General features: G+C 64.1%; 18 protein-coding genes. 10 read left to right on the top strand and 8 right to left on the bottom strand.

The annotated features are described in order from the left end of the window. Positions 1–111: 111 nt before the first annotated feature. Genes X265_RS15130 through X265_RS15120 form a run of 3 tightly spaced genes read right to left on the bottom strand, consistent with a single transcriptional unit; the run spans position 112 to position 2,178 of the window. The gene (locus X265_RS15130) at positions 112–717 is read right to left on the bottom strand and encodes a hypothetical protein (RefSeq protein WP_128965536.1); all 606 of its coding nucleotides are present in this window, start codon (positions 715–717) and stop codon (positions 112–114) included. Then, positions 710–1,396, bottom strand: coding sequence for a DUF2135 domain-containing protein (locus tag X265_RS15125; RefSeq protein ID WP_128965535.1), 687 nt, complete (start codon positions 1,394–1,396; stop codon positions 710–712). The genes X265_RS15130 and X265_RS15125 overlap by 8 nt, the downstream gene beginning before the upstream one ends. Beyond that, positions 1,393–2,178 carry a MotA/TolQ/ExbB proton channel family protein gene (locus X265_RS15120; protein WP_128965534.1) on the bottom strand — a complete coding sequence of 262 codons (786 nt, stop codon included), beginning with the start codon at positions 2,176–2,178 and terminating at the stop codon, positions 1,393–1,395. Before X265_RS15120 ends, X265_RS15125 begins: the two co-directional genes overlap by 4 nt. Positions 2,179–2,362: 184 nt before the next feature. On the opposite strand from X265_RS15120, the gene X265_RS15115 reads away from it, so the two are divergent. The 3 genes from X265_RS15115 (at position 2,363) to X265_RS15105 (ending at position 4,799) form a co-directional block, all read left to right on the top strand. Further along, on the top strand, positions 2,363–3,733 hold the full coding sequence (locus X265_RS15115) for a sensor histidine kinase (protein WP_128965533.1): 1,371 nt from the start codon (positions 2,363–2,365) through the stop codon (positions 3,731–3,733). A 7-nt stretch (positions 3,734–3,740) separates the two neighbouring features. Next, complete coding sequence (locus tag X265_RS15110) at positions 3,741–4,391, top strand: response regulator (protein WP_128965532.1); 651 nt, start codon at positions 3,741–3,743, stop codon at positions 4,389–4,391. Positions 4,392–4,502: 111 nt separating this feature from the next. Continuing rightward, on the top strand, positions 4,503–4,799 hold the full coding sequence (locus tag X265_RS15105; protein WP_128965531.1) for a hypothetical protein: 297 nt from the start codon (positions 4,503–4,505) through the stop codon (positions 4,797–4,799). A 32-nt stretch (positions 4,800–4,831) separates the two neighbouring features. Here the strand turns inward: X265_RS15105 and X265_RS15100 are convergent, their stop codons facing one another. Then, a complete protein-coding gene (locus X265_RS15100) occupies positions 4,832–5,419 on the bottom strand; it encodes a TetR/AcrR family transcriptional regulator (protein WP_128965530.1) in 588 nt (195 codons plus the stop codon). Positions 5,420–6,044: 625 nt separating this feature from the next. Between X265_RS15100 and X265_RS15095 the strand changes: the two genes are divergently transcribed. Continuing rightward, on the top strand, positions 6,045–7,214 hold the full coding sequence (locus tag X265_RS15095; RefSeq protein ID WP_128965529.1) for a M20 aminoacylase family protein: 1,170 nt from the start codon (positions 6,045–6,047) through the stop codon (positions 7,212–7,214). A 150-nt stretch (positions 7,215–7,364) separates the two neighbouring features. On the opposite strand, the gene X265_RS15090 is transcribed toward X265_RS15095, so the two are convergent. The 3 genes from X265_RS15090 to X265_RS15080 all read right to left on the bottom strand — a co-directional run bounded on the left by X265_RS15090 (position 7,365) and on the right by X265_RS15080 (position 10,666). Beyond that, entirely contained in the window at positions 7,365–9,272 is a 1,908-nt protein-coding gene (locus tag X265_RS15090; RefSeq protein ID WP_128965528.1) for an acyl-CoA synthetase, read from the bottom strand. Positions 9,273–9,447: 175 nt separating this feature from the next. Beyond that, positions 9,448–10,269, bottom strand: coding sequence for a hypothetical protein (locus X265_RS15085; protein ID WP_128965527.1), 822 nt, complete (start codon positions 10,267–10,269; stop codon positions 9,448–9,450). A 1-nt stretch (position 10,270) separates the two neighbouring features. Then, positions 10,271–10,666 (bottom strand): hypothetical protein, encoded by a 396-nt coding sequence (locus tag X265_RS15080; RefSeq protein ID WP_245478054.1) that lies wholly within the window; start codon positions 10,664–10,666, stop codon positions 10,271–10,273. 146 nt (positions 10,667–10,812) lie between these two features. On the opposite strand from X265_RS15080, the gene X265_RS15075 reads away from it, so the two are divergent. Together X265_RS15075 and X265_RS15070 are read left to right on the top strand one after the other, a co-directional pair. After that, complete coding sequence (locus tag X265_RS15075; protein WP_128965526.1) at positions 10,813–11,910, top strand: SecDF P1 head subdomain-containing protein; 1,098 nt, start codon at positions 10,813–10,815, stop codon at positions 11,908–11,910. Positions 11,911–12,171: 261 nt separating this feature from the next. Further along, on the top strand, positions 12,172–12,978 hold the full coding sequence (locus X265_RS15070) for a Crp/Fnr family transcriptional regulator (protein WP_164938598.1): 807 nt from the start codon (positions 12,172–12,174) through the stop codon (positions 12,976–12,978). Between the two features lie 7 nt (positions 12,979–12,985). Here X265_RS15070 and X265_RS15065 read toward each other — a convergent pair whose 3' ends face one another. Then, positions 12,986–13,627, bottom strand: coding sequence for a glutathione S-transferase family protein (locus X265_RS15065; protein WP_128965524.1), 642 nt, complete (start codon positions 13,625–13,627; stop codon positions 12,986–12,988). Between the two features lie 289 nt (positions 13,628–13,916). On the opposite strand from X265_RS15065, the gene murI reads away from it, so the two are divergent. From murI to rpsD, 4 genes are all read left to right on the top strand, one after another. After that, positions 13,917–14,714 (top strand): glutamate racemase, encoded by a 798-nt coding sequence (gene murI / locus X265_RS15060; protein ID WP_128965523.1) that lies wholly within the window; start codon positions 13,917–13,919, stop codon positions 14,712–14,714. A gap of 62 nt (positions 14,715–14,776) precedes the next feature. After that, positions 14,777–15,550 carry an HpcH/HpaI aldolase family protein gene (locus X265_RS15055; RefSeq protein WP_128965522.1) on the top strand — a complete coding sequence of 258 codons (774 nt, stop codon included), beginning with the start codon at positions 14,777–14,779 and terminating at the stop codon, positions 15,548–15,550. A gap of 214 nt (positions 15,551–15,764) precedes the next feature. Then, positions 15,765–16,532: an acyltransferase gene (locus tag X265_RS15050; protein WP_128965521.1), complete on the top strand. Its 768-nt coding sequence runs from the start codon at positions 15,765–15,767 to the stop codon at positions 16,530–16,532. A gap of 200 nt (positions 16,533–16,732) precedes the next feature. Beyond that, positions 16,733–17,350: a 30S ribosomal protein S4 gene (gene rpsD / locus X265_RS15045; RefSeq protein ID WP_128965520.1), complete on the top strand. Its 618-nt coding sequence runs from the start codon at positions 16,733–16,735 to the stop codon at positions 17,348–17,350. Positions 17,351–17,422: the final 72 nt, after the last annotated feature.

The raw sequence follows: 17,422 nt of genomic DNA, 5'->3' as shown, positions 1-17,422 counted from the left end.
ACCCTCCACCCTCAAATTCTTATTGGAAGCCGATAAAGCCAATTTGAGGGAGGTCAACAAGATGCGCCAGCGCGGGGCAGTTGACCAGCGCCGGTCTGACGGCGATGGAGCCTATTGCTCGTCTTTCGGCGGCATCCGGGGCGGTGGCAGCGGCGTGAAGACGGCGCCTTGCGCGCCGGCAGGCGGGGCATTGAACTCCCCGGTCGAGGAATCGCCGCCGCTGGTCTCGAGGATCGCCTTGGGCGTCACATATTCCCGGACCATGTCGATCAGGCTGCCCTCGCCGCCGCCAAAGTCGGCGGCGCGCCCGCCCTGGGGATGGCCGGCCGCGATCTCGTTCTCTGCGGCATGGGTTTTTTCGGCAAGTGTGTCGTTGTAGGGGACGCGGAAGGCGCGCGGGATTCCGCTCGGACGGTGGTCCTCGTCGAGTTCCTCGACCCAGAGATAAATCGAGCCGGGATCGCCCTCGAGCGAATGCGGCTCGACGATCCGCGCCTTGAGCAGCTTGAAGGCGTTAGGCAGCCGGTCGGTGCTGGCCCAGCCGAGCAACCCGCGCATTTCCGTGAAGCTGACGATGTAGAAAGCGCTGGTGACGACCACCGCGACCGCCTTCAGCGACCAGTGCAGCCGTGCATAGACCAGCACGACCAGCAGCAGCGCGCCGATCACGGCATAGGCGACCGAAAGCGTGAGGATGACCGTCTGCAAATCAATCACGGCGGACCCTCGTAGCGTTCTTGCTCACGCCGGTGCTCGGGTCGAGATCAGCCCCATTCCGCCAGGTGCTGCGAAACGTCTCCATCAGCGATTTCGGCCTTTGGTTGACGTCGATGACCTTGCCCTCGGCATCGAGCCGGAACCGCACCGCAGTCTTCTCGTCGCCGGTATGATCGAGCGTGAATTTGTTGTCGAAGACCACCTGCGCGGTCGGGTTGAGCTTCTGCACCTTCACATTGGCGGTCACAGGCTCGCCGGTCGTCGCCACGAAATGCGAGACGTTGACGGTGTATTCGCCGGGGACGATGCCGCGCAGCGTCACGATCTCCTCGCGGATCGGAGAAGCGATCTTCTTGCCGGCAACCATGATGAAGTCGTTGGCCCCGCCGCGATCGTCGCGGTCGAGCGTGAGAAAGCCGGCCTCGCGGTGGCGGTACCAGGCGATGTTGCCGGCGGGATCCTGCACGAAGAGGTCGAGATCGTCAGGGTGATTGTCCGGCCAGTCCAGCGTGATCATGAACTCGGCTTTGGAGTCGATCTTGCCGTCCTTGGCGTCTGGCGAGACCGCGAGCAGCGCAAGAAAGAACAGGAAGGCGACCACCTGGAGCGCCTTGAACAGCATCACGCCGAGCGGATCGAACGGCTCCTCGCGCGGATAGAGACCGAAATCATCCATCATGACGGCATTCCGGTGCCTTTGATACCAGCGCCTTGGCGCTCAAGAACCGGCGTCACATAAGTCTCGGTCAGGACCACGGCATCGGAGAACACCCGCTGGGTCGCGGCATCGAGCATGTAATACTGGATGCGGACCAGGATGGACCCGACGAGGCCCGCCAACGTCGTGTACATCGCGACCGCCATGCCGTCACTCATCAGCCCCATCGAAGAGCGCATCGCGACCTTGTCGGCGGCATCCAGCCCGGCGATCGGCGCCAGCATGATGATGAATCCGATGATGGTGCCGAGCAGACCGAGCTTCATCAGCGTGTCCGAGACGAAGGCACCAAACCCGTTGGAGCCGCGCAGGCGATCGGCCAGCGTCCGCAGCAACAGTGTCTGATCGACCGGGCGATAATCCTGCGCGGCGGCCTTGGTCACGAGGCTCTCGATATGATCCCGCACCAATCCGCGCGGCAAGGCGGACGCGCGCGCCTCGAGCACCTTGCCGCCGTCAGGCGCCGCCAGCACCGCGCGACAGCGCCGCGCCGCCGCCCCCTCCCGCGCGATCGCCCGCGTCCGCAGGAAGCAATGGCCGCAGGTGGCGAGATAAAGCACCGCGATCACGCTCGAAATGTAGGTCCGGTCCGAGGTCACCATCAGATGGATCAGGCCGAACCGCCACAGCAGCACGACGGCAAAGATCGACAGCCCGGTGAAGATCATCCAGAACAGCAGTGCGCTGCGCTCGGATGGGTCGGTCGCGCCGTTTGCAATCGGTCCAATCGTCATCGAACTCATGCTGCCCCGCTCCTGACCTCGAACAATTCCATCCCGATTAGATCAAAGCCGCCGTCCGGGGTCCAAAGACCCATGCCCAATCCGGCTTGGGAAAATTGCCCGAGCTGCGATCCGGCCCGCTCCCGCAATTGGCAAGACGCGGCGGCGTTGTTAGGCTGAGCTTACCAAACTTTGGGGTGATCGCATGCGCCTCGTGCTTCAGCTTGTCGGCCGCCTGCTTCTCATCGTGGCGCTGTGCCTGGCCGCCGCGACCATGTGGGCCACCTTCGATGCCTATCGCAGCGTCGACCGGGCGACGGCGGCATCCGCGCAACGCGTCGCGCAGGCGCTTCAGGGCCTGTACTGGCACGAACTCTTGCTGCGCAGCAGCAGAATGCGCGAGCACCTCGTGCCCGTTCCGGAATGGCGGACGCTGGAGACGATGAAGCTGATTTCGCCCGGCGTCTGCGTTGAGTTCCAACCGGCAACAGCCTTTGAAAAGCCGCTGTGCGGCCAGAGCCAGGGCATCGGCCGGACGCCGCCGCGCTGGTTCGCGTCCGTCGTGCCGACCTTTCTCGGCAGTCACGCCGAGGTGGTGCGGCCCGTCAGCCCCCGCGCCGCAGCCGCCGGGACGGTGGTGGCGACACCGGATGAAGCAGCCTCGATCTCGCTGGCCTGGGAGTACATTCTCAACGTAATCGACGTCGCGCTGCTGATGGCGGCGGCGATCGCGCTGCTGGCTTCGCTCGCGATCGCGCATACGCTGGCGCCCGCGCGCGCCATCGTGCTGGCTCTGCAGCGCATGGCGCGCGGCCAGTATCGCACCAGGCTGCCGCGCTTCCGCTCCATGGAGCTTTCGATGATCGGCGGCGCGGTCGATGCGCTCGGCAGCCGGCTCGAAGAAGCGACCGAACAGCGCGCGGCGTTGACGCGGCGCCTGATCGAGATCCGCGACGACGAGCGGCGCGCGCTCGCCCGCGAGCTGCATGACGAGTTCGGGCAAAATCTTTCCGCCATCCTGGCCTTCGCCAACACGATCGAGACCGCGAGCGCGCAGCAGGCCAAAGATAACGGCATCGCGCAGGACGCGCACATGATCTCGCAGGCCACGCACCATCTGATGGCCTCGCTGCGCGATGCGCTGAAGCGCCTGCGCAATCCCCTGCCCGAGGAGCTCGGGCTGGAAGCAAGCCTCGTCAATCTCGTCGACAGCTGGCGCTCGCAGAGCGCGACGCAGCCGACGATCCAGCTCGACCTCAAGGGCGACCTCGCCGATATCAGCGGCCCGGCCGCGACGACCGCCTATCGGGTCGCCCAGGAATGCCTGACCAACGCGGTCCGCCATGGGGCAGCGCGCGAAATCTCGTTGCGTGTCGAGCGGCGCGCCGGCGAAGACGATGCGCTCCTGATCCGCGTCGAGGACGACGGCGGCGGCGATGCGGCGCGCGTGGAACGGTCGGCCGGTTTCGGCCTCACCGGAATCCGCGAGAGGGTGACGGCTGCCGGCGGCTCGCTGTCGATCCTGCCCGCAAGGGGCGGCCTCAGCGTTGCCGCGACAATCCCGCTCGCTGCGTGAGGCCGTCATGAGCGAGGTCGCAGCAACAGGCATTGCGGTGCTGCTGGTCGACGATCATCCGATCGTCCGCCAGGGTTACCGGCGCGTGCTGGAAAGCCAGGGCGATCTCCACGTCGTCGCGGAAGCCGACAACGCCGCGGACGCCTACTCCGCCTTCAAGTTGCATGATCCCGACGTGGTCGTGATGGACATCTCGATGCCGGGCGCCAGCGGGCTGGAGGCGATCCGCAACATCCGTGCACGCAATCCAAGGGCGCGCGTTCTCGTCTTCACCATGCACAATGAGGCCGTGCTGGTGAAAGCCGCCTTCAATGCCGGCGCCTCCGGCTTCGTCACCAAGAGCAGCGCACCCTCCGCAGTCGTCAATGCCATCCGCAGCGTCGCGCGCGGCGAACGCGCCATGAGCGACGACATCGCGCACGTGCTGGCCGAGGACAGCCTGTCGGCGGGATCAGCGCTGGATCAATTGGGCGAGCGCGAAATCGAGATCTTGCGGCAGTTCGCCGGTGGGGCCACCAGCGAGCAGATCGCGACGCATCTCAATCTCAGCGTCAAGACGGTCCAGAACTACCATTATCTGATCAAGACCAAGACCGGCGCGCGCACGGATGCGCAGCTGGTGCGGCTCGCGGCAGCTTGCGGGCTGACCAGGATCTAGCAGCAAAACTGCCGCATGGCCTGGAATGAGATGAAATTCTTCAATCTGCCGAGGCGATTGGAACGGAGCCTATTCCATTCCGGTTGACGACAGAGTGAGGAGTAGAAGGTCATGAGCAAGGGTCACCACAAGACAGTCGCCCATCCGCAGATCATCACGGTAGGAGAGCTCATCGACGAGCTCTGCCGCCTGCCCGATACCGCCGTCGTCCACTTCCGTTGCCCCATGCTCGATCAGGAGCTGGCGTTCGAGCGGCTTCGAAAGCGGTCAAAGGACGACGTCGAAATCGCGATAAATGTGTATCCGGAGAGTCCGCCGGTGGTGCCATCGTCAGACGGCGCGTTCCGTACACGTACGTCTTCGCCATCGGCTCACGATGGCGCTGTTCTTCACAAGGCGAGAGGTTGATTGCGCAGCCGGGATCGAACAGCGCCGCGCCTTTAACAGGCCTTCAACCCGCGCAGCAGCAGCGCGAGCGTCGCATCGACCCGCGTCGGCAGCTCCGCGTCCTTCCACTCGTCGGCATGGGCCGGGTGGTGAAAGCGGCAGGTGCCGTCGAAGATCGCCCGCGCGGTGACCTTCACGTTGTCCACGGCGAACACGCCCTGCTTGACGCCGTCGGCCAGGATCGCCGCGATCTGGTCGATCATGGTATCCTTGTGACACTTGACCGCCGCGCACGCCTCACGCGCCAGCGTCAGATAGGTCTCGAACATCTCGGGGTCGTCAAGCACGCGCGAACGCTTGGCCGCGAACAGCGTGCGCAGCCAGCGGTCGAGCCTGTCGGGCGCAGGGCCCTTCTCCTCGGCAATCGCCAGGAGCGGCGCGTCGATGCGGTCCAGCCAGCGTTTGGCAACGGCCTCGCGCAGCGAAGCCTTGCTCGGAAAATGGCGATAGACGCTACCGTGGCTCACATCGAGCGCACGGGCAACGTCGACCACTGTGGCCTTGGCAAGTCCGTAGCGCCGCAAGACGTCCTCGGTGACTTCGAGGATCCGCTCCGGCGTCAAGACAACGGCTTCGTTCATGCCAGCACCATGTTCCCATCAAGGGTCCAGTTATCCGGCGATGGGACAGCTTCCGAAGCGCCCCTCACCGGTCGTCTCTCTCGCCTCAATGAGGCAGTTTTGCAGCCTGCGCAGCGATCTGGCGCGCGACCAGTAAATTGAGCCAATGCCCAATCGTCCCGGTGAAGTTGATGATTTCGGTCGTCATTGTCGTAAGTCTCCATTCGTCCGCGGCCCTCGCCCTTCGATGACGACCCTCGATCCGAGCAGTATTTCGGATGTCGGGCTCCCCTTGGAGGTAACCGCGGGACGCCCAATCGGAGCGTCCGGAGACGGATATACACGTCTCGCTGACAGATTTCAATATCTGTCATTCAATGATCCGTGATTGACAGTCAATACTTGAGCCTTGGTCATCCAGTCGACCGAACCCTGCCCGTCGCCCCCGCCATCGACTCATCGTTCTCGCCGCCAAGCCATTGATACGAATAAATTTTGTTAGACCGGCCGCCATCTGGCGCCACGATTTTCAAGGCGAGTCGAAACGTCCCTGAGCGGCGAATTGGCGCGCAATCCGCCTTTCACCCCGGCATCGCGGCGGGTTACGCTATCTGCCCGACTTACGAACAAGAAACGGACCGACCCCATGCCCATCGTCAACCGCATCGCCGCCCTTTCCGACGAAATGGCCGCCTGGCGCCATGACTTCCACGAGAATCCCGAGCTGCTCTACGAAGTCCATCGCACCGCCGGCATCGTTGCCGATCGCTTGCGCGAGTTCGGCTGCGACGAGGTGGTGACCGGCATCGGGCGCACGGGGGTCGTCGGCGTGATCCGCGGCCGCAAGTCGGTCTCCGGCAAGACCATCGGCCTGCGCGCCGACATGGACGCGCTGCCGATCATGGAAACCTCGGGCGTGCCTTACGCCTCGAAAGTTCCCGGCAAGATGCACGCCTGCGGCCATGACGGCCATACCGCGATGCTGCTGGGGGCCGCCAAATATCTCGCCGAGACGCGCAATTTCGACGGCACCGCGGTTCTGATCTTCCAACCCGCCGAGGAAGGTGGCGGCGGCGGCAAGGCCATGGTCGAAGACGGGTTGATGACACGCTGGAACATCCAGGAGGTCTACGGCATGCACAACATGCCCGGCCTGCCCGAAGGCCATTTCGCCACGACGCCCGGCCCGATGCTCGCGTCTTCCGACAACATCCAGATCACCGTTCGCGGCAAGGGCGGCCACGCCGGCGCCGGCCCGCACAAATCCGTCGACAGCGTGCTGATCGGCTCGCAGATCGTCAATGCGCTGCAATCCATCGTGGCGCGCAACGTCGATCCGCTGAAGTCCGCGGTGATTTCGATCACCCAGTTCCACTCCGGCACGGCCTTCAACATCATTCCTGAGGTGGCCGAGCTCGGCGGCACCGTGCGCACGCTCGACCCCGAGGTGCGCGATCTCGTCGAGCGCCGCATCGGCGAAGTCGCCGACTGCGTCGCGCGCGCCTATGGCGGCTCGGCCGAGACGAAATACTCTCGGATGTATCCGGTGACCATGAACCATGCGCGCGAGGCCGGGCTTGCCGCCGACGTCGCCCGTGACATCGTCGGTGCCGAGCGCGTCAACGACAAGTTCGTCCCCATGATGGGCGCCGAGGATTTCTCCTTCATGCTGGAAGCGCGCCCCGGCGCGATGGTGCTGGTCGGCATGGGCGACGGCAACGAATGCCACCACCCCGGCTACATCTTCAACGACAACATTTTGGGCCACGGCGCATCATTCTGGGTGCGCCTGATCGAGACGCGGATGCCGGCGTAACGAACGTCGATCTCGCAGGGTGGGCAAAGCAAAGCGTGCCCACCAACAACTGTCTCGAAGGGAGAAGGTGGGCACGGCGCTTTACGCCTTTGCCCGCCCTACAGCAGCGGCCCGTGGACGTCGCAAGCGCGACCTTCTCTGGCCCCTCCGTTACGCCTGCACCACCTCGTGCCGCATCACGAACGGCGCGAGCAGCGTGTGCACCTCGCCGGCGACGGCCTCGCGCTGGTCTGCAGGCAAGCCTGTAAGCGTCACCGTGGCGATCGAGCCGTGGCTGCCATGGGCGCCGACCTTCACTTTGCAATCGATGCCACGCGCGACGAGGGGTGCCAGCACCTTGGTGAACGCGCGCTGCGCCGCGTCCCAGCGCAGTTGCGGCTTGAACACCTTGCCGACGCCGGTCACCGGCATCGGATCGATCGGAATGACCTGCACGGGGACAGCGGCACGCTCCGGCGTGCGCTCGCGCACCCATGCTTCGAGCTCGCCGGGCTCGACCTTTGCGCCCGGCTTCAACTGCACGTAACCGACCGGCAGCTCGCCGGCATAGGCGTCGGGCTGGCCGACCACCGCGGCGAAGCCGACGGCGGGATGGCGGAACATGATCTCCTCGATCGGCGCGGGATCGATGTTATGGCCGCCGCGAATGACGAGGTCCTTGGCACGGCCGGTGATCCAGAGATAGCCGTCGGCGTCTAACCGGCCGAGATCGCCGGAATTGACCCAGACTTTGTCGACGAAGGCGCCCTTGTTGTGGGCGTCGTTGAGATAGCCGCCGAACACGCCGGGGCCGGCCATGATGACGACGCCGATCTCGTCCGGCTTGCAGTCGCGGATCAAATTGCCGTCGGCATCGAGTTGCACGATGCGCACGCGCGAGTAAGGCATGGGCAGGCCGACCGAACCGAGCCGGATCGGCCGCGACGGGAAAGCGAGCGTGTGCACGCTCGACGTCTCCGTCATGCCGTAGACCTCGACCACCGGCAGCTTGAGCTTCTCCTGGATCGCCGAGCCGACCGCAACCGGAATCGCCGAGCCACCGCCGGCTGCGTATTTCAGGCTGGAAATGTCGGCATTGCCGGGCGGCACCGCGAGGGCTGCGGCCAGCACCGTCGGCACGCTCGAGAGCGCTTCCGGCTTGAAACGCTCGACCAGCCCCCAGATGTTCTTCACCGCGTTCGGATTGCGCCAGCCGCTCGGCGACAACACCACCAGCGAACCACCGCTCGACAGCGTCAGGAGCACCTGCGTCAGCGATCCGCCGACGTGAAACAGCGGCATGCCGAACAGCAGGTTGGCGCCGGGCTTGGACTTCAGCATCAGATTCAGCGCCCAGGCCTGATAGACCTGATTGGCGTGGGTGTGCCGCACGAGCTTCGGCGTGCCGGTGGTACCGCCGGTATGGAAATAGGCCGCGATATCGTGGCTCGCGATCTTGCGCCCGCTGACAAGCCGGTCAGCCGGCTGCTGCTTGATCAGGTCGTTGAACGCGAAAATTCCGTTGGCGGGATCACCGCCGCCCGCCACCTGCACGATCGCCTTGAGATGCTTGAGCTGCGGGCGGATCTGCTCGACCTTCTGCCAGATGTCGGTGCCCGGCACCGGCCCGAGCGCGACCAGGATCTTGGTATTCGCCGCTTCCAGAATTTCCGCGATCTGGTGCGGCTCGAGCAGCGGGTTGACGGGATTGGCGATGCCGGCGGCCTCGGCGCCGAACAGCGTCACGAAGGCATCGGGCAGCAGCGGCAGCATGAAGGAGATGACATCGCCCTTCTCCGCGCCGAGCGCATGAAACATGTTGGCGGCCTGCGTGACGCGCGCGATGAAATCGCGGTAGGTGACCACAACAGGCGTATCGGCCGGATCGGCATTTTGGAGAAACTGGAGTGCCGCCCCGTCCGGGTTGCGGGCGGCACCGAGCCGGATGGCATCGTAGGTGCTCTCGGCCGCGACCCGATCGGCATAAGGGACCTGCTCGAAGGCCCGGACCTCCTCGTCCGTCAAAAGCTCCGGATAGTCATTGCCGATGAGCCGATCGAGCGCGTGGATGCCCGCCATGGAATATCGTCCTCCCTCAGATGTCGGCCCTCGCCGCCTGTCTTTTGACATTTGGGTCGGCGGGGCCCCGACCGGTGACCGGTCGAGCGGGACCACAATGATGGATGATCCGGCGTTCGTCCATTGCCCGATGCAATTGGCCGCACGTTAGAGCTCGCCGTCGGCCTGGGAGACGTTACGGGCGATCCGGCGTCCAGCCCACCGCGTTGAAATCGGCCGGCGCGGGCATCACTTCCGGCTCAGCAGTTGGCTTTCGCAGGATTGCATCCGCACGGTTCGAATCAGAAATTTCAACCGGGACCCCCGCTGAGTCGACGGCAAGTATTCCGGTCAGCTCCGGCGGCGCCGACATCACGTACCGGTCTGCCGACTCGATCAGCCGGAGCAATTCGTCCCGAATGAAGGCGGCTGACCATTCGCCCGGCAAGCCCCTCACGGCTGCAAACTCCTCCGCCGGAATCGACAATGCATGCCGGCGGATCTCATCGATGGTTCGACGCGGCGAGAAATTGGGCGGCTTGCCGGCGGCGGCGAACACAAGTGGTCCAAGCGGGCAATAGTCGCGGCCGATTGCGACAAGATCAGCGATATCGCGCGCCTTTGAACGACCTGCCGCGGCGAGAACCTTGTTGATGGCGAGATCCGCCTGATGAAGGCGAGCTCCCCATTCCTGATCCCTAACGAGCGGAAAAAAGCGAAGTTTCGTCTCCGCGAACCACTGGATGATCGTGGATTCGCCCTCGCGCGAAACAGTCGCATCGACGCAGCCATAGATAATGAAATCGCGATGCGTCTTGAAGCGGGCAGCCTCGAGAAGCGCCAGGTCGGCCTTTGCGCTTTCGGTTACTTCTTCGTCGGTGTCGTGGAATATATCGATGTCGTCGGATCGTCTCTGCCAGTCCTTGTTCAGCATCAAGCCACCGGCGAAATAGCTGCTCTCGGACCGGTTCTTGGCCAGGAGACGAAGGATGTCGCTCTGCAGTTTGCTGAGGGCCATCTCAATGCTCGCGCTCGCTGACGCGGTCCAGAATCTTCCTGCCCATTGCAAACGCCCTTGCGTCGCCGCGATCGATCATTGCGCGCGCAGCGACGGCAGCACGGGACCGGATATCGGGAAGGCGGCCGAGATCGACGTTGTCGAGTATTCGCGATCCGTACAGACGGAGCGCATTGTCGAGCAGCAACTGGAGGTCCCTGGTCTGGCGATGCTCGGCCCGCATGCGAGAAGCCATCGCCAGCACTTCGTTTCGGGCGCTCGGCGGAATGAGGACCTCGACGCGCACCAAATCCGCGGCGCCGCCCTCTTTTCTGTATTTTCGAATTCTCTTCTTCGCTGGGATCACAGGCCTTTGCTCCCGATAAGAGAGCATAGCACGCGTATCCCGGTCACGCAAATGCGTATCCCGGTTACGCTAGCAAGCAACTGAAATTACTACATTTCATCCCAAAGATTCGGTTAGGAATGAACCTCTTAGCGCGATTCGCGGACCAACTGGGAGCGGCTTCGCCGGACGCCAATGCCGCGAGACGCGAGGACATCATGACGAGGCCCCTGCAACACCGCACCAGATCGCTGATCGCCGCGCTTGCACTGGGATCGGTAATCTTTGCGTCGGCGATCGCCATGCCGCGCGCCACGCTCGCCGAGGACAGTCAATTCGACAAGATGCGCGGCAAGATCGCTGCTTTCATCGGCGACAAGATGGAAAGGCTGGGCGGGTCACGCATCATCTACAAGGTGGACAGCGAAGGCTTGCGCGAGAGCGTGGTCACGGATTTGCGCGACGACGTCTACAAGATCTTGCACGACGGCCAGATCGCCTTCTCAGGCCTTGCGATCCGCGGCGGTGGTGTCGAATTGAAGATCGCCGACGCCAAAGCCCGCGAACAGCTCGCGCGCAAGCTCGCCTCGGACGCGGAAGGATTGCCCTCGCATGCGATCGCCGTGACCAACGGCAGTGACGGAGCGGTCAGGCTGGCGCCGACCGACGCGGCCTCGGCGGCGCGGCTGCGCGATCTCGTCGAAGACGCCATCGCCATGGTCGAACAGCGTCTCAAGGACGCCGGCGTCAAGCTCGCGAGCGTGGCCCCTGACGGGACCGACCGCATCCGGATCTTTCTGCCGGGCGTCAGCGATCCCGAGCGCATCACCGCGATCTTTGCCCACAAGGTTACGGTCAGCTTCCATCCGGTTGATGTTTCGATGCTGGCGGAGCAGGCGCAATCCGGCACCCCACCTGACGGCTCCGAAGTCCTGCTCGGCTTCAAGGACAAGAAGCCTTATCTGGTCACCAAAGCCAGTGCGCTCGACGGTGAGGACATCAACTATGCAGCGCCTGGCTTTGCGACCGGCACCAAGGAGCCGATCGCCCAGTTCCGCTTTAACGGACGCGGCACGCGGCGCTTTGCCCACGTCACCGAAGAGAACGTCGGCAAAGCCTTCGCCATCGTGCTCGACGGCAGGGTGATCTCCGCTCCCGTGATCCGCGAGCCTATCACCGGCGGCTCGGTCCAGATCTCCGGCAATTTCACGCTCGAGGAGGCCAACAGCATCGCCATGCTGCTGCGCGCCGGCGCCCTGCCGGGTCACCTTACGCTCGTCGAGCAGCAGGTCCTCCAACCCGGCGCCAAGCCCTAGCGGAACAACGCATCCGAGCCCACGGGCCGTCGTGAGCGCGCCGGCCTGTCCGGGCAGCAAAGTCACTCTGCGGCGCCCTCCCGAATCACGGGGGCCCCGTCATGCACGCAACCAACGGGCAATTGCCGAAACGCCCAAGCAGGCTAAAATTTGCCCGTTGCGGCAGGACGGCCGAAGGTTTCATTTCAAGCGGTCGTCATTCGATTTCGGCTATACCTGCCGCGGATACCGGGACTGAAGGCCTTATGCGGGGTTAGTACCATGCCGTCCGGCAGCGTAGACATTTCGTCGATCCTCGACCGCATTCTGGATGCGGCAACGGACAATCTCAGGATCGCGAAGATCCTGGTCCAGATGGGCCTCGACCCCAACGACGTCACTTGGGACGCGATCTTCAATCGCCTGCTCGAGATCTTCGTTCACAACATCACGCTGGCCAACATGTTCGCCGCGGTCGGCGCCATCTTCTTCGTTGCCACCCTCCTGATGCGGACAATGGTGCCCTTGCGCGTCGCCAACATGGTGGGTTGCGCCTTCTTCGCTCTTTTCGGCGCGCTCTCGGCCAATGTCTCGACGTTCCTGCTGTATCTGCTTTTGCTTCCGATCAACGCTTTTCGCCTGCGGCAGATGCTCAAGCTGGTCAAGAAGGCGCGCCACGCCGCCGAAGGCGACATGTCGATCGAATGGCTCAAGCCGTTCATGGCCGAGCGCAAATACCGCCGCGGCGACACGCTGTTCAGATTGGGCGATCCGGCCAAGGAGATGCTTCTCACCGTCACCGGCAAATTCCTCGTGAAGGAGATCGGCGTCGAAATCGGGCCTGGAGCCCTCATGGGAGAGTTCGGCTTCCTTACGCCGGACAACCGGCGCACCGCAACGATCGAATGCATCGAAGACGGCCAGGTGCTGACCATCACCTATGACCGGTTGCTGGAGATCTACTTCCAGGACCCGCAGTTCGGCTATTACTTCCTGGTGCTGACCAGCCAGCGCCTCCTGCAGAACATCGATCGCCTGCAGAAGCAGCTGGCCGCAGCCCAGGCGGCGACCACGAACAAGATCGCCTGACCGCCGCTCAGCTCAGCAAGAGCGCCATGCCGGGATCGCCCTTCTCCATCGCGCGCCGGTAAGCCGGACGTGCGCCGATGCGACCGAGATATCCGACCACGTTCGGGCAGCGCTGGAGATCATACGGCTGGAAGTAGCGCATCGTGGTGAGCGAGAAGCCGATCATGATGTCGGCCGTCGTAAAGGTGCCGCCGGCGAGATATTCGGCATCGCGCACGCGCGCGTCGACGAGCTCGAAGGCACGATCGACGCGCGCTCTGATCGCGACCAGCATCGGATTGTCATCAGCGAGCTTGAGCCGGTTCAGCAGCATCAGCCGCCCCATGCCGGCTTGCAGCGTGCCGTTGGCAAAGTGAAACCAGTACAGGAATTGCGCGAATTCGGGGGCCTCCGGACCGAGCACGAGACGGCCTTTGCCGTATTTGGCGATGATGTAATCGACGATGGCGCCGGATTCGGCGAGCACGAGATCGCCATCGGTGATGACGGGCGCCGCTCCGATCGAATGCAGCGCCTTGTAATCAGGCGGCGCCAGCATGGTGACGGGATCGCGCGCATAGCGCTTCAGCTCGTAGGGGATCCCGAGCTCCTCGCAGAGCCAGACGATGCGTTCGGATTGCGATTTGCCGAGGTGATGGACGGTGAGCATGGGAGTCTCCTGCGATCAGTCGTAACGACGCATCATACCATCCCGGTCACCCTGAGGCGGCCGCTTCTTCAGCGGCCCTCGAAGGGCGACGGCCCGGCTGTAATCACATGGTCTGCGATCAGGGCCAGCAGCACATAAGCCAACAAGATGTGACGGTCCTGGCCGCCGCTGCTTCGTCCGGAGAGGTGATTGTGGCGTGTTGAAAGGCCGAAAAAGTCTGCGCCGGCCGTCCTCGCCGCAAAACCGCCCTAAAAACCGAATGGTAACCATGACGGGCTAGGGTGCTGATGTGAGCAATTCCTCGACGATCCTGGTATTTGATTCCGGCCTTGGCGGCCTCACTGTCCTGCGTGAGGTCGTGGCTGCGCGCCCGGATGCCCATTATACCTACGTCGCTGACGACGCCTTCTTCCCCTATGGCCATCACAGCGAGGACGAGATCATCGCCCGCGTGGTGCCGCTGATGGGGAAGCTGATCGGCACCCATGACCCTGACCTCGTCGTCATCGCCTGCAACACCGCGTCCACCCTGGTTCTATCGCATCTGCGTGCCGCTTATTCCGTACCCTTTGTCGGCACGGTGCCGGCGATCAAGCCGGCCTGCGCCCGGTCGAAGACTCGACGCGTCTCGGTGCTCGGCACCAAGGGCACGGTCAAGCGCGAATACACCAAGGCGCTGATCCGCGATTTCGCGCAAGGATGCGAGGTGACGCTGGTCGGTTCGCCCGAGCTTGCTTCGCTCGCCGAACGCGAGCTCAGCGGCCAGGCGATCAGTGACGCCGATATCCTTGCCGAGCTCGCCCCCTGCTTCGTCGGAGATGAGTCCGATGCGAGCGCACGCACCGACACGATCGTGCTCGCCTGCACGCATTACCCGCTGCTGCTCGATCGGCTGGAGCGGCTGGCACCCTGGCCCGTCGACTGGATCGATCCGGCGCCCGCGATCGCCCGCCGCGTTTCGGATCTGCTCGCCCCGCGCAGCGGCGACAACGTGCAATCCGGCGCCGAGATGATTTTCACGTCGAACCGCGTGCACGGGCTCGGACCGGCCCTGACGCCGTTCTTCGGCGGGCGCGCAGTCGCCTGACCTTGCGCCCAGGCGGCGCGCTGCTAGGCTTCGCGCCTCGCCATCCCGCGCAAGGTCTTTCCATGTCGATCCCAGCCACGCCGCTCAATCGCCTCCGCCAGATGTGGAGCGAGGGGCGCCCCGCCTTCGGCGCGATCGCGACGATCCCGAGCGTGCAGATGGTGCAGATTATGGCGCGCTCGCTCGACTGGATCATCGTCGATCTCGAGCATGGGCCGATCGGGCTCACCGAAGCGCATGCGATGATCGCGGCGACGACCGGTACGCCCTGCACGCCCCTGGTGCGGATCGCCGCGAACGAGCCGTGGCTTGCGAAAGCGCCGATGGACATCGGCGCCTTCGGCATCAACTTCCCGATGATCACCAATCGCGCCGAGGCCGAGAAGGCGGTGCGCAGCGTGCGCTACCCGCCGCGCGGGGACCGGCTCTGGGGACCGTTCCACGCTCCGTTTCGCTGGGGCCAATCGATGCCGGACTACATGGCGTCAGCCGACGACGAGATGATCTGCATGGTTACCATCGAGCATGTCGATGCCGTCAACCGCATCGACGAGATCATGGCAACACCAGGCATCGATGTCGCGGTTATCGGTCCCGGCGATCTTGCGACGTCCATCAACAAGCGCGGCCGAATGGATGACCCCGAGCTGCTCGAACTGGTCGCCCGCGCCGAAGCCGGCATCCTCAGAAGCGGCGTGCCGATCGGCGGCGTTGCGCGGACCGCCGACCAGGCCAACCAACTGATCGACCGTGGCTACCGCGCGATCGCGCTCGGCTTCGACTGGTCGCTATTCCAGCGCGGCATCATGGCCGCGTTCGATGGGATCAGGCGCTGACCAGATCGCGGCAGGCCTAGTGCACGATGCCCGACGCCGCTTCAAAGATCTTGAAATTACAAATAATTTTTAACTTCCGTAAGAACAGGCCGCCACCCTTGCCAGTGCCGTGAAAGGGCGAACCAGCCGCCCCAAAGCGGGTTGATTGTGCTAAAGGGGGCAGCGGGCGACCCGCTCGTTGCCTATATTTTAATCCGCGGGAACCGAAAGAGAGATGCGCGGGACGCCCAAGACCATTTCGCTGCCGCGCCGCCTGATCTGCGACCTCATGCGGGCGTCGATGGACGTGCCGTTCGTTTCACTGTCCCGCTCGCTCAAGATTCGTTCCCTGCTGGAGGCCCGTGCAGGCGTGTTGGCGCCGGCCGGCTGGGCGGCGATATTCGTCAAGGCTTTCGCCCTGGTCGCCAGGGACGAGCCGGTCCTGCGCACCGTCTATGCCAAATGGCCCTGGCCGTCGCTCTACGAGCTGCCGAAAAGCGTGGCGCTGGTCGCCATCGCCCGGGTCGAGAACGGCGAGGAATGCGTGATGCCGCAGCGAATCGCAGCTCCCGAGGCCATGACGCTGTCCGCGGTTGATGCCGAGATCCGGCGCGCCAAGACGGCTCCGATCGACGATATCCCGATGTTCCGCAAGATCATGCGCGCCACCCGTCTGCCGCTGCCGCTGCGGCGCCTGTCCTGGGCCGTGGGGCTCAATTTCGGCCGGCAGCGGGGCAATTGGTTCGGGAGTTTCGCGGTGAGCTCGGTGGCGGCCTATGGCGGCGGCGAGCTTCATCCCGTCACCCCCGGCCCCTTCATCGTGAGCTATGGGGTGGTCGAGCCCGACCAGACCATCCATGTCGTGATCCGCTGGGATCATCGGGTCACCGATGCCGCCCCCATTGCCCGGGTCCTGACCCGGCTGGAACAGGTCCTGAACACTGAAATCGCTGCCGAATTGAGCGCGGCAGGCGCGAAGCCGATCCGGGCCGTCAGGACGTGATTCCGGGGCCGTTCGCATTGACAGCGAACCCCAAATTCCCCTAAAAGCCGCCTGCTCGCGGGCCGGTTTCGGCCCGCGAAGCGTTTCGCGACCCGTGGTCCGTTTCCTTATGCTTTGGGAATTGGACCTGTCGGTGCCGGGATTTCCCCGTCACACAGGAGGGCGCGTTTCCTCATATCAATGCAACCGAAGAGGACGCGATGACTAAGCGCAGTGAGGCGAAGTACAAGATCGATCGCCGTATGGGCCAGAACATCTGGGGCCGCCCGAAGAGCCCCGTGAACCGCCGCGAGTACGGCCCCGGCCAGCATGGCCAGCGCCGCAAGGGCAAGCTCTCCGACTTCGGCGTGCAGCTGCGCGCCAAGCAGAAGCTGAAGGGCTACTACGCCAACATCAGCGAGCGTCAGTTCCACGGCATCTATGTCGAGGCAAGCCGCCTCAAGGGTGACACCGGCGAGAACCTGATCGGCCTCCTGGAGCGTCGTCTCGACGCGGTCGTGTATCGCGCCAAGTTCGTCTCGACGATCTTCGCCGCCCGTCAGTTCATCAACCACGGCCACATCAAGGTGAACGGCCGCAAGGTCAACATCTCGAGCTATCAGGTCAAGATCGGCGACGTGATCGAGGTCAAGGAAGCCTCCAAGCAGCTCGCCCACGTTCTCGAAGCCAGCCAGCTCCCCGAGCGCGACACCCCCGACTATCTCGAAGTCGATCACGGCAAGATGACCGCCAAGTACGTGCGCGTCCCCGGCCTCTCCGACGTGCCGTTCCCGGTGCAGATGGAGCCCCATCTGGTCGTCGAATTCTATTCGCGCTAAGATCTGAATATCGAAAGGCCCCGGTTCGCCGGGGCCTTTTTACTTAAGAGCCACATTTCAGTGGCCGCAATG

The sequence above is a fragment of the Bradyrhizobium guangdongense genome (genome assembly GCF_004114975.1).
Classification (GTDB): Bacteria; Pseudomonadota; Alphaproteobacteria; order Rhizobiales; family Xanthobacteraceae; genus Bradyrhizobium; species Bradyrhizobium guangdongense.
The sequence above is the reverse complement of the archived record's forward strand: the minus strand, read 5'-3'. Positions and strand labels throughout refer to the sequence as shown.

What these genes read in the sequence shown, in the direction of transcription:
- X265_RS15125 (WP_128965535.1), bottom strand. Translation starts at nt 1,396, where the DNA reads ATGATGGATGATTTCGGTCTCTATCCGCGCGAGGAGCCGTTCGATCCG.
- X265_RS15120 (WP_128965534.1), bottom strand. Translation starts at nt 2,178, where the DNA reads ATGAGTTCGATGACGATTGGACCGATTGCAAACGGCGCGACCGACCCA.
- X265_RS15115 (WP_128965533.1), top strand. Translation starts at nt 2,363, where the DNA reads ATGCGCCTCGTGCTTCAGCTTGTCGGCCGCCTGCTTCTCATCGTGGCG.
- X265_RS15110 (WP_128965532.1), top strand. Translation starts at nt 3,741, where the DNA reads ATGAGCGAGGTCGCAGCAACAGGCATTGCGGTGCTGCTGGTCGACGAT.
- X265_RS15105 (WP_128965531.1), top strand. Translation starts at nt 4,503, where the DNA reads ATGAGCAAGGGTCACCACAAGACAGTCGCCCATCCGCAGATCATCACG.
- X265_RS15100 (WP_128965530.1), bottom strand. Translation starts at nt 5,419, where the DNA reads ATGAACGAAGCCGTTGTCTTGACGCCGGAGCGGATCCTCGAAGTCACC.
- X265_RS15095 (WP_128965529.1), top strand. Translation starts at nt 6,045, where the DNA reads ATGCCCATCGTCAACCGCATCGCCGCCCTTTCCGACGAAATGGCCGCC.
- X265_RS15090 (WP_128965528.1), bottom strand. Translation starts at nt 9,272, where the DNA reads ATGGCGGGCATCCACGCGCTCGATCGGCTCATCGGCAATGACTATCCG.
- X265_RS15085 (WP_128965527.1), bottom strand. Translation starts at nt 10,269, where the DNA reads ATGGCCCTCAGCAAACTGCAGAGCGACATCCTTCGTCTCCTGGCCAAG.
- X265_RS15075 (WP_128965526.1), top strand. Translation starts at nt 10,813, where the DNA reads ATGACGAGGCCCCTGCAACACCGCACCAGATCGCTGATCGCCGCGCTT.
- X265_RS15070 (WP_164938598.1), top strand. Translation starts at nt 12,172, where the DNA reads ATGCCGTCCGGCAGCGTAGACATTTCGTCGATCCTCGACCGCATTCTG.
- X265_RS15065 (WP_128965524.1), bottom strand. Translation starts at nt 13,627, where the DNA reads ATGCTCACCGTCCATCACCTCGGCAAATCGCAATCCGAACGCATCGTC.
- X265_RS15055 (WP_128965522.1), top strand. Translation starts at nt 14,777, where the DNA reads ATGTCGATCCCAGCCACGCCGCTCAATCGCCTCCGCCAGATGTGGAGC.
- X265_RS15050 (WP_128965521.1), top strand. Translation starts at nt 15,765, where the DNA reads ATGCGCGGGACGCCCAAGACCATTTCGCTGCCGCGCCGCCTGATCTGC.
- rpsD (WP_128965520.1), top strand. Translation starts at nt 16,733, where the DNA reads ATGACTAAGCGCAGTGAGGCGAAGTACAAGATCGATCGCCGTATGGGC.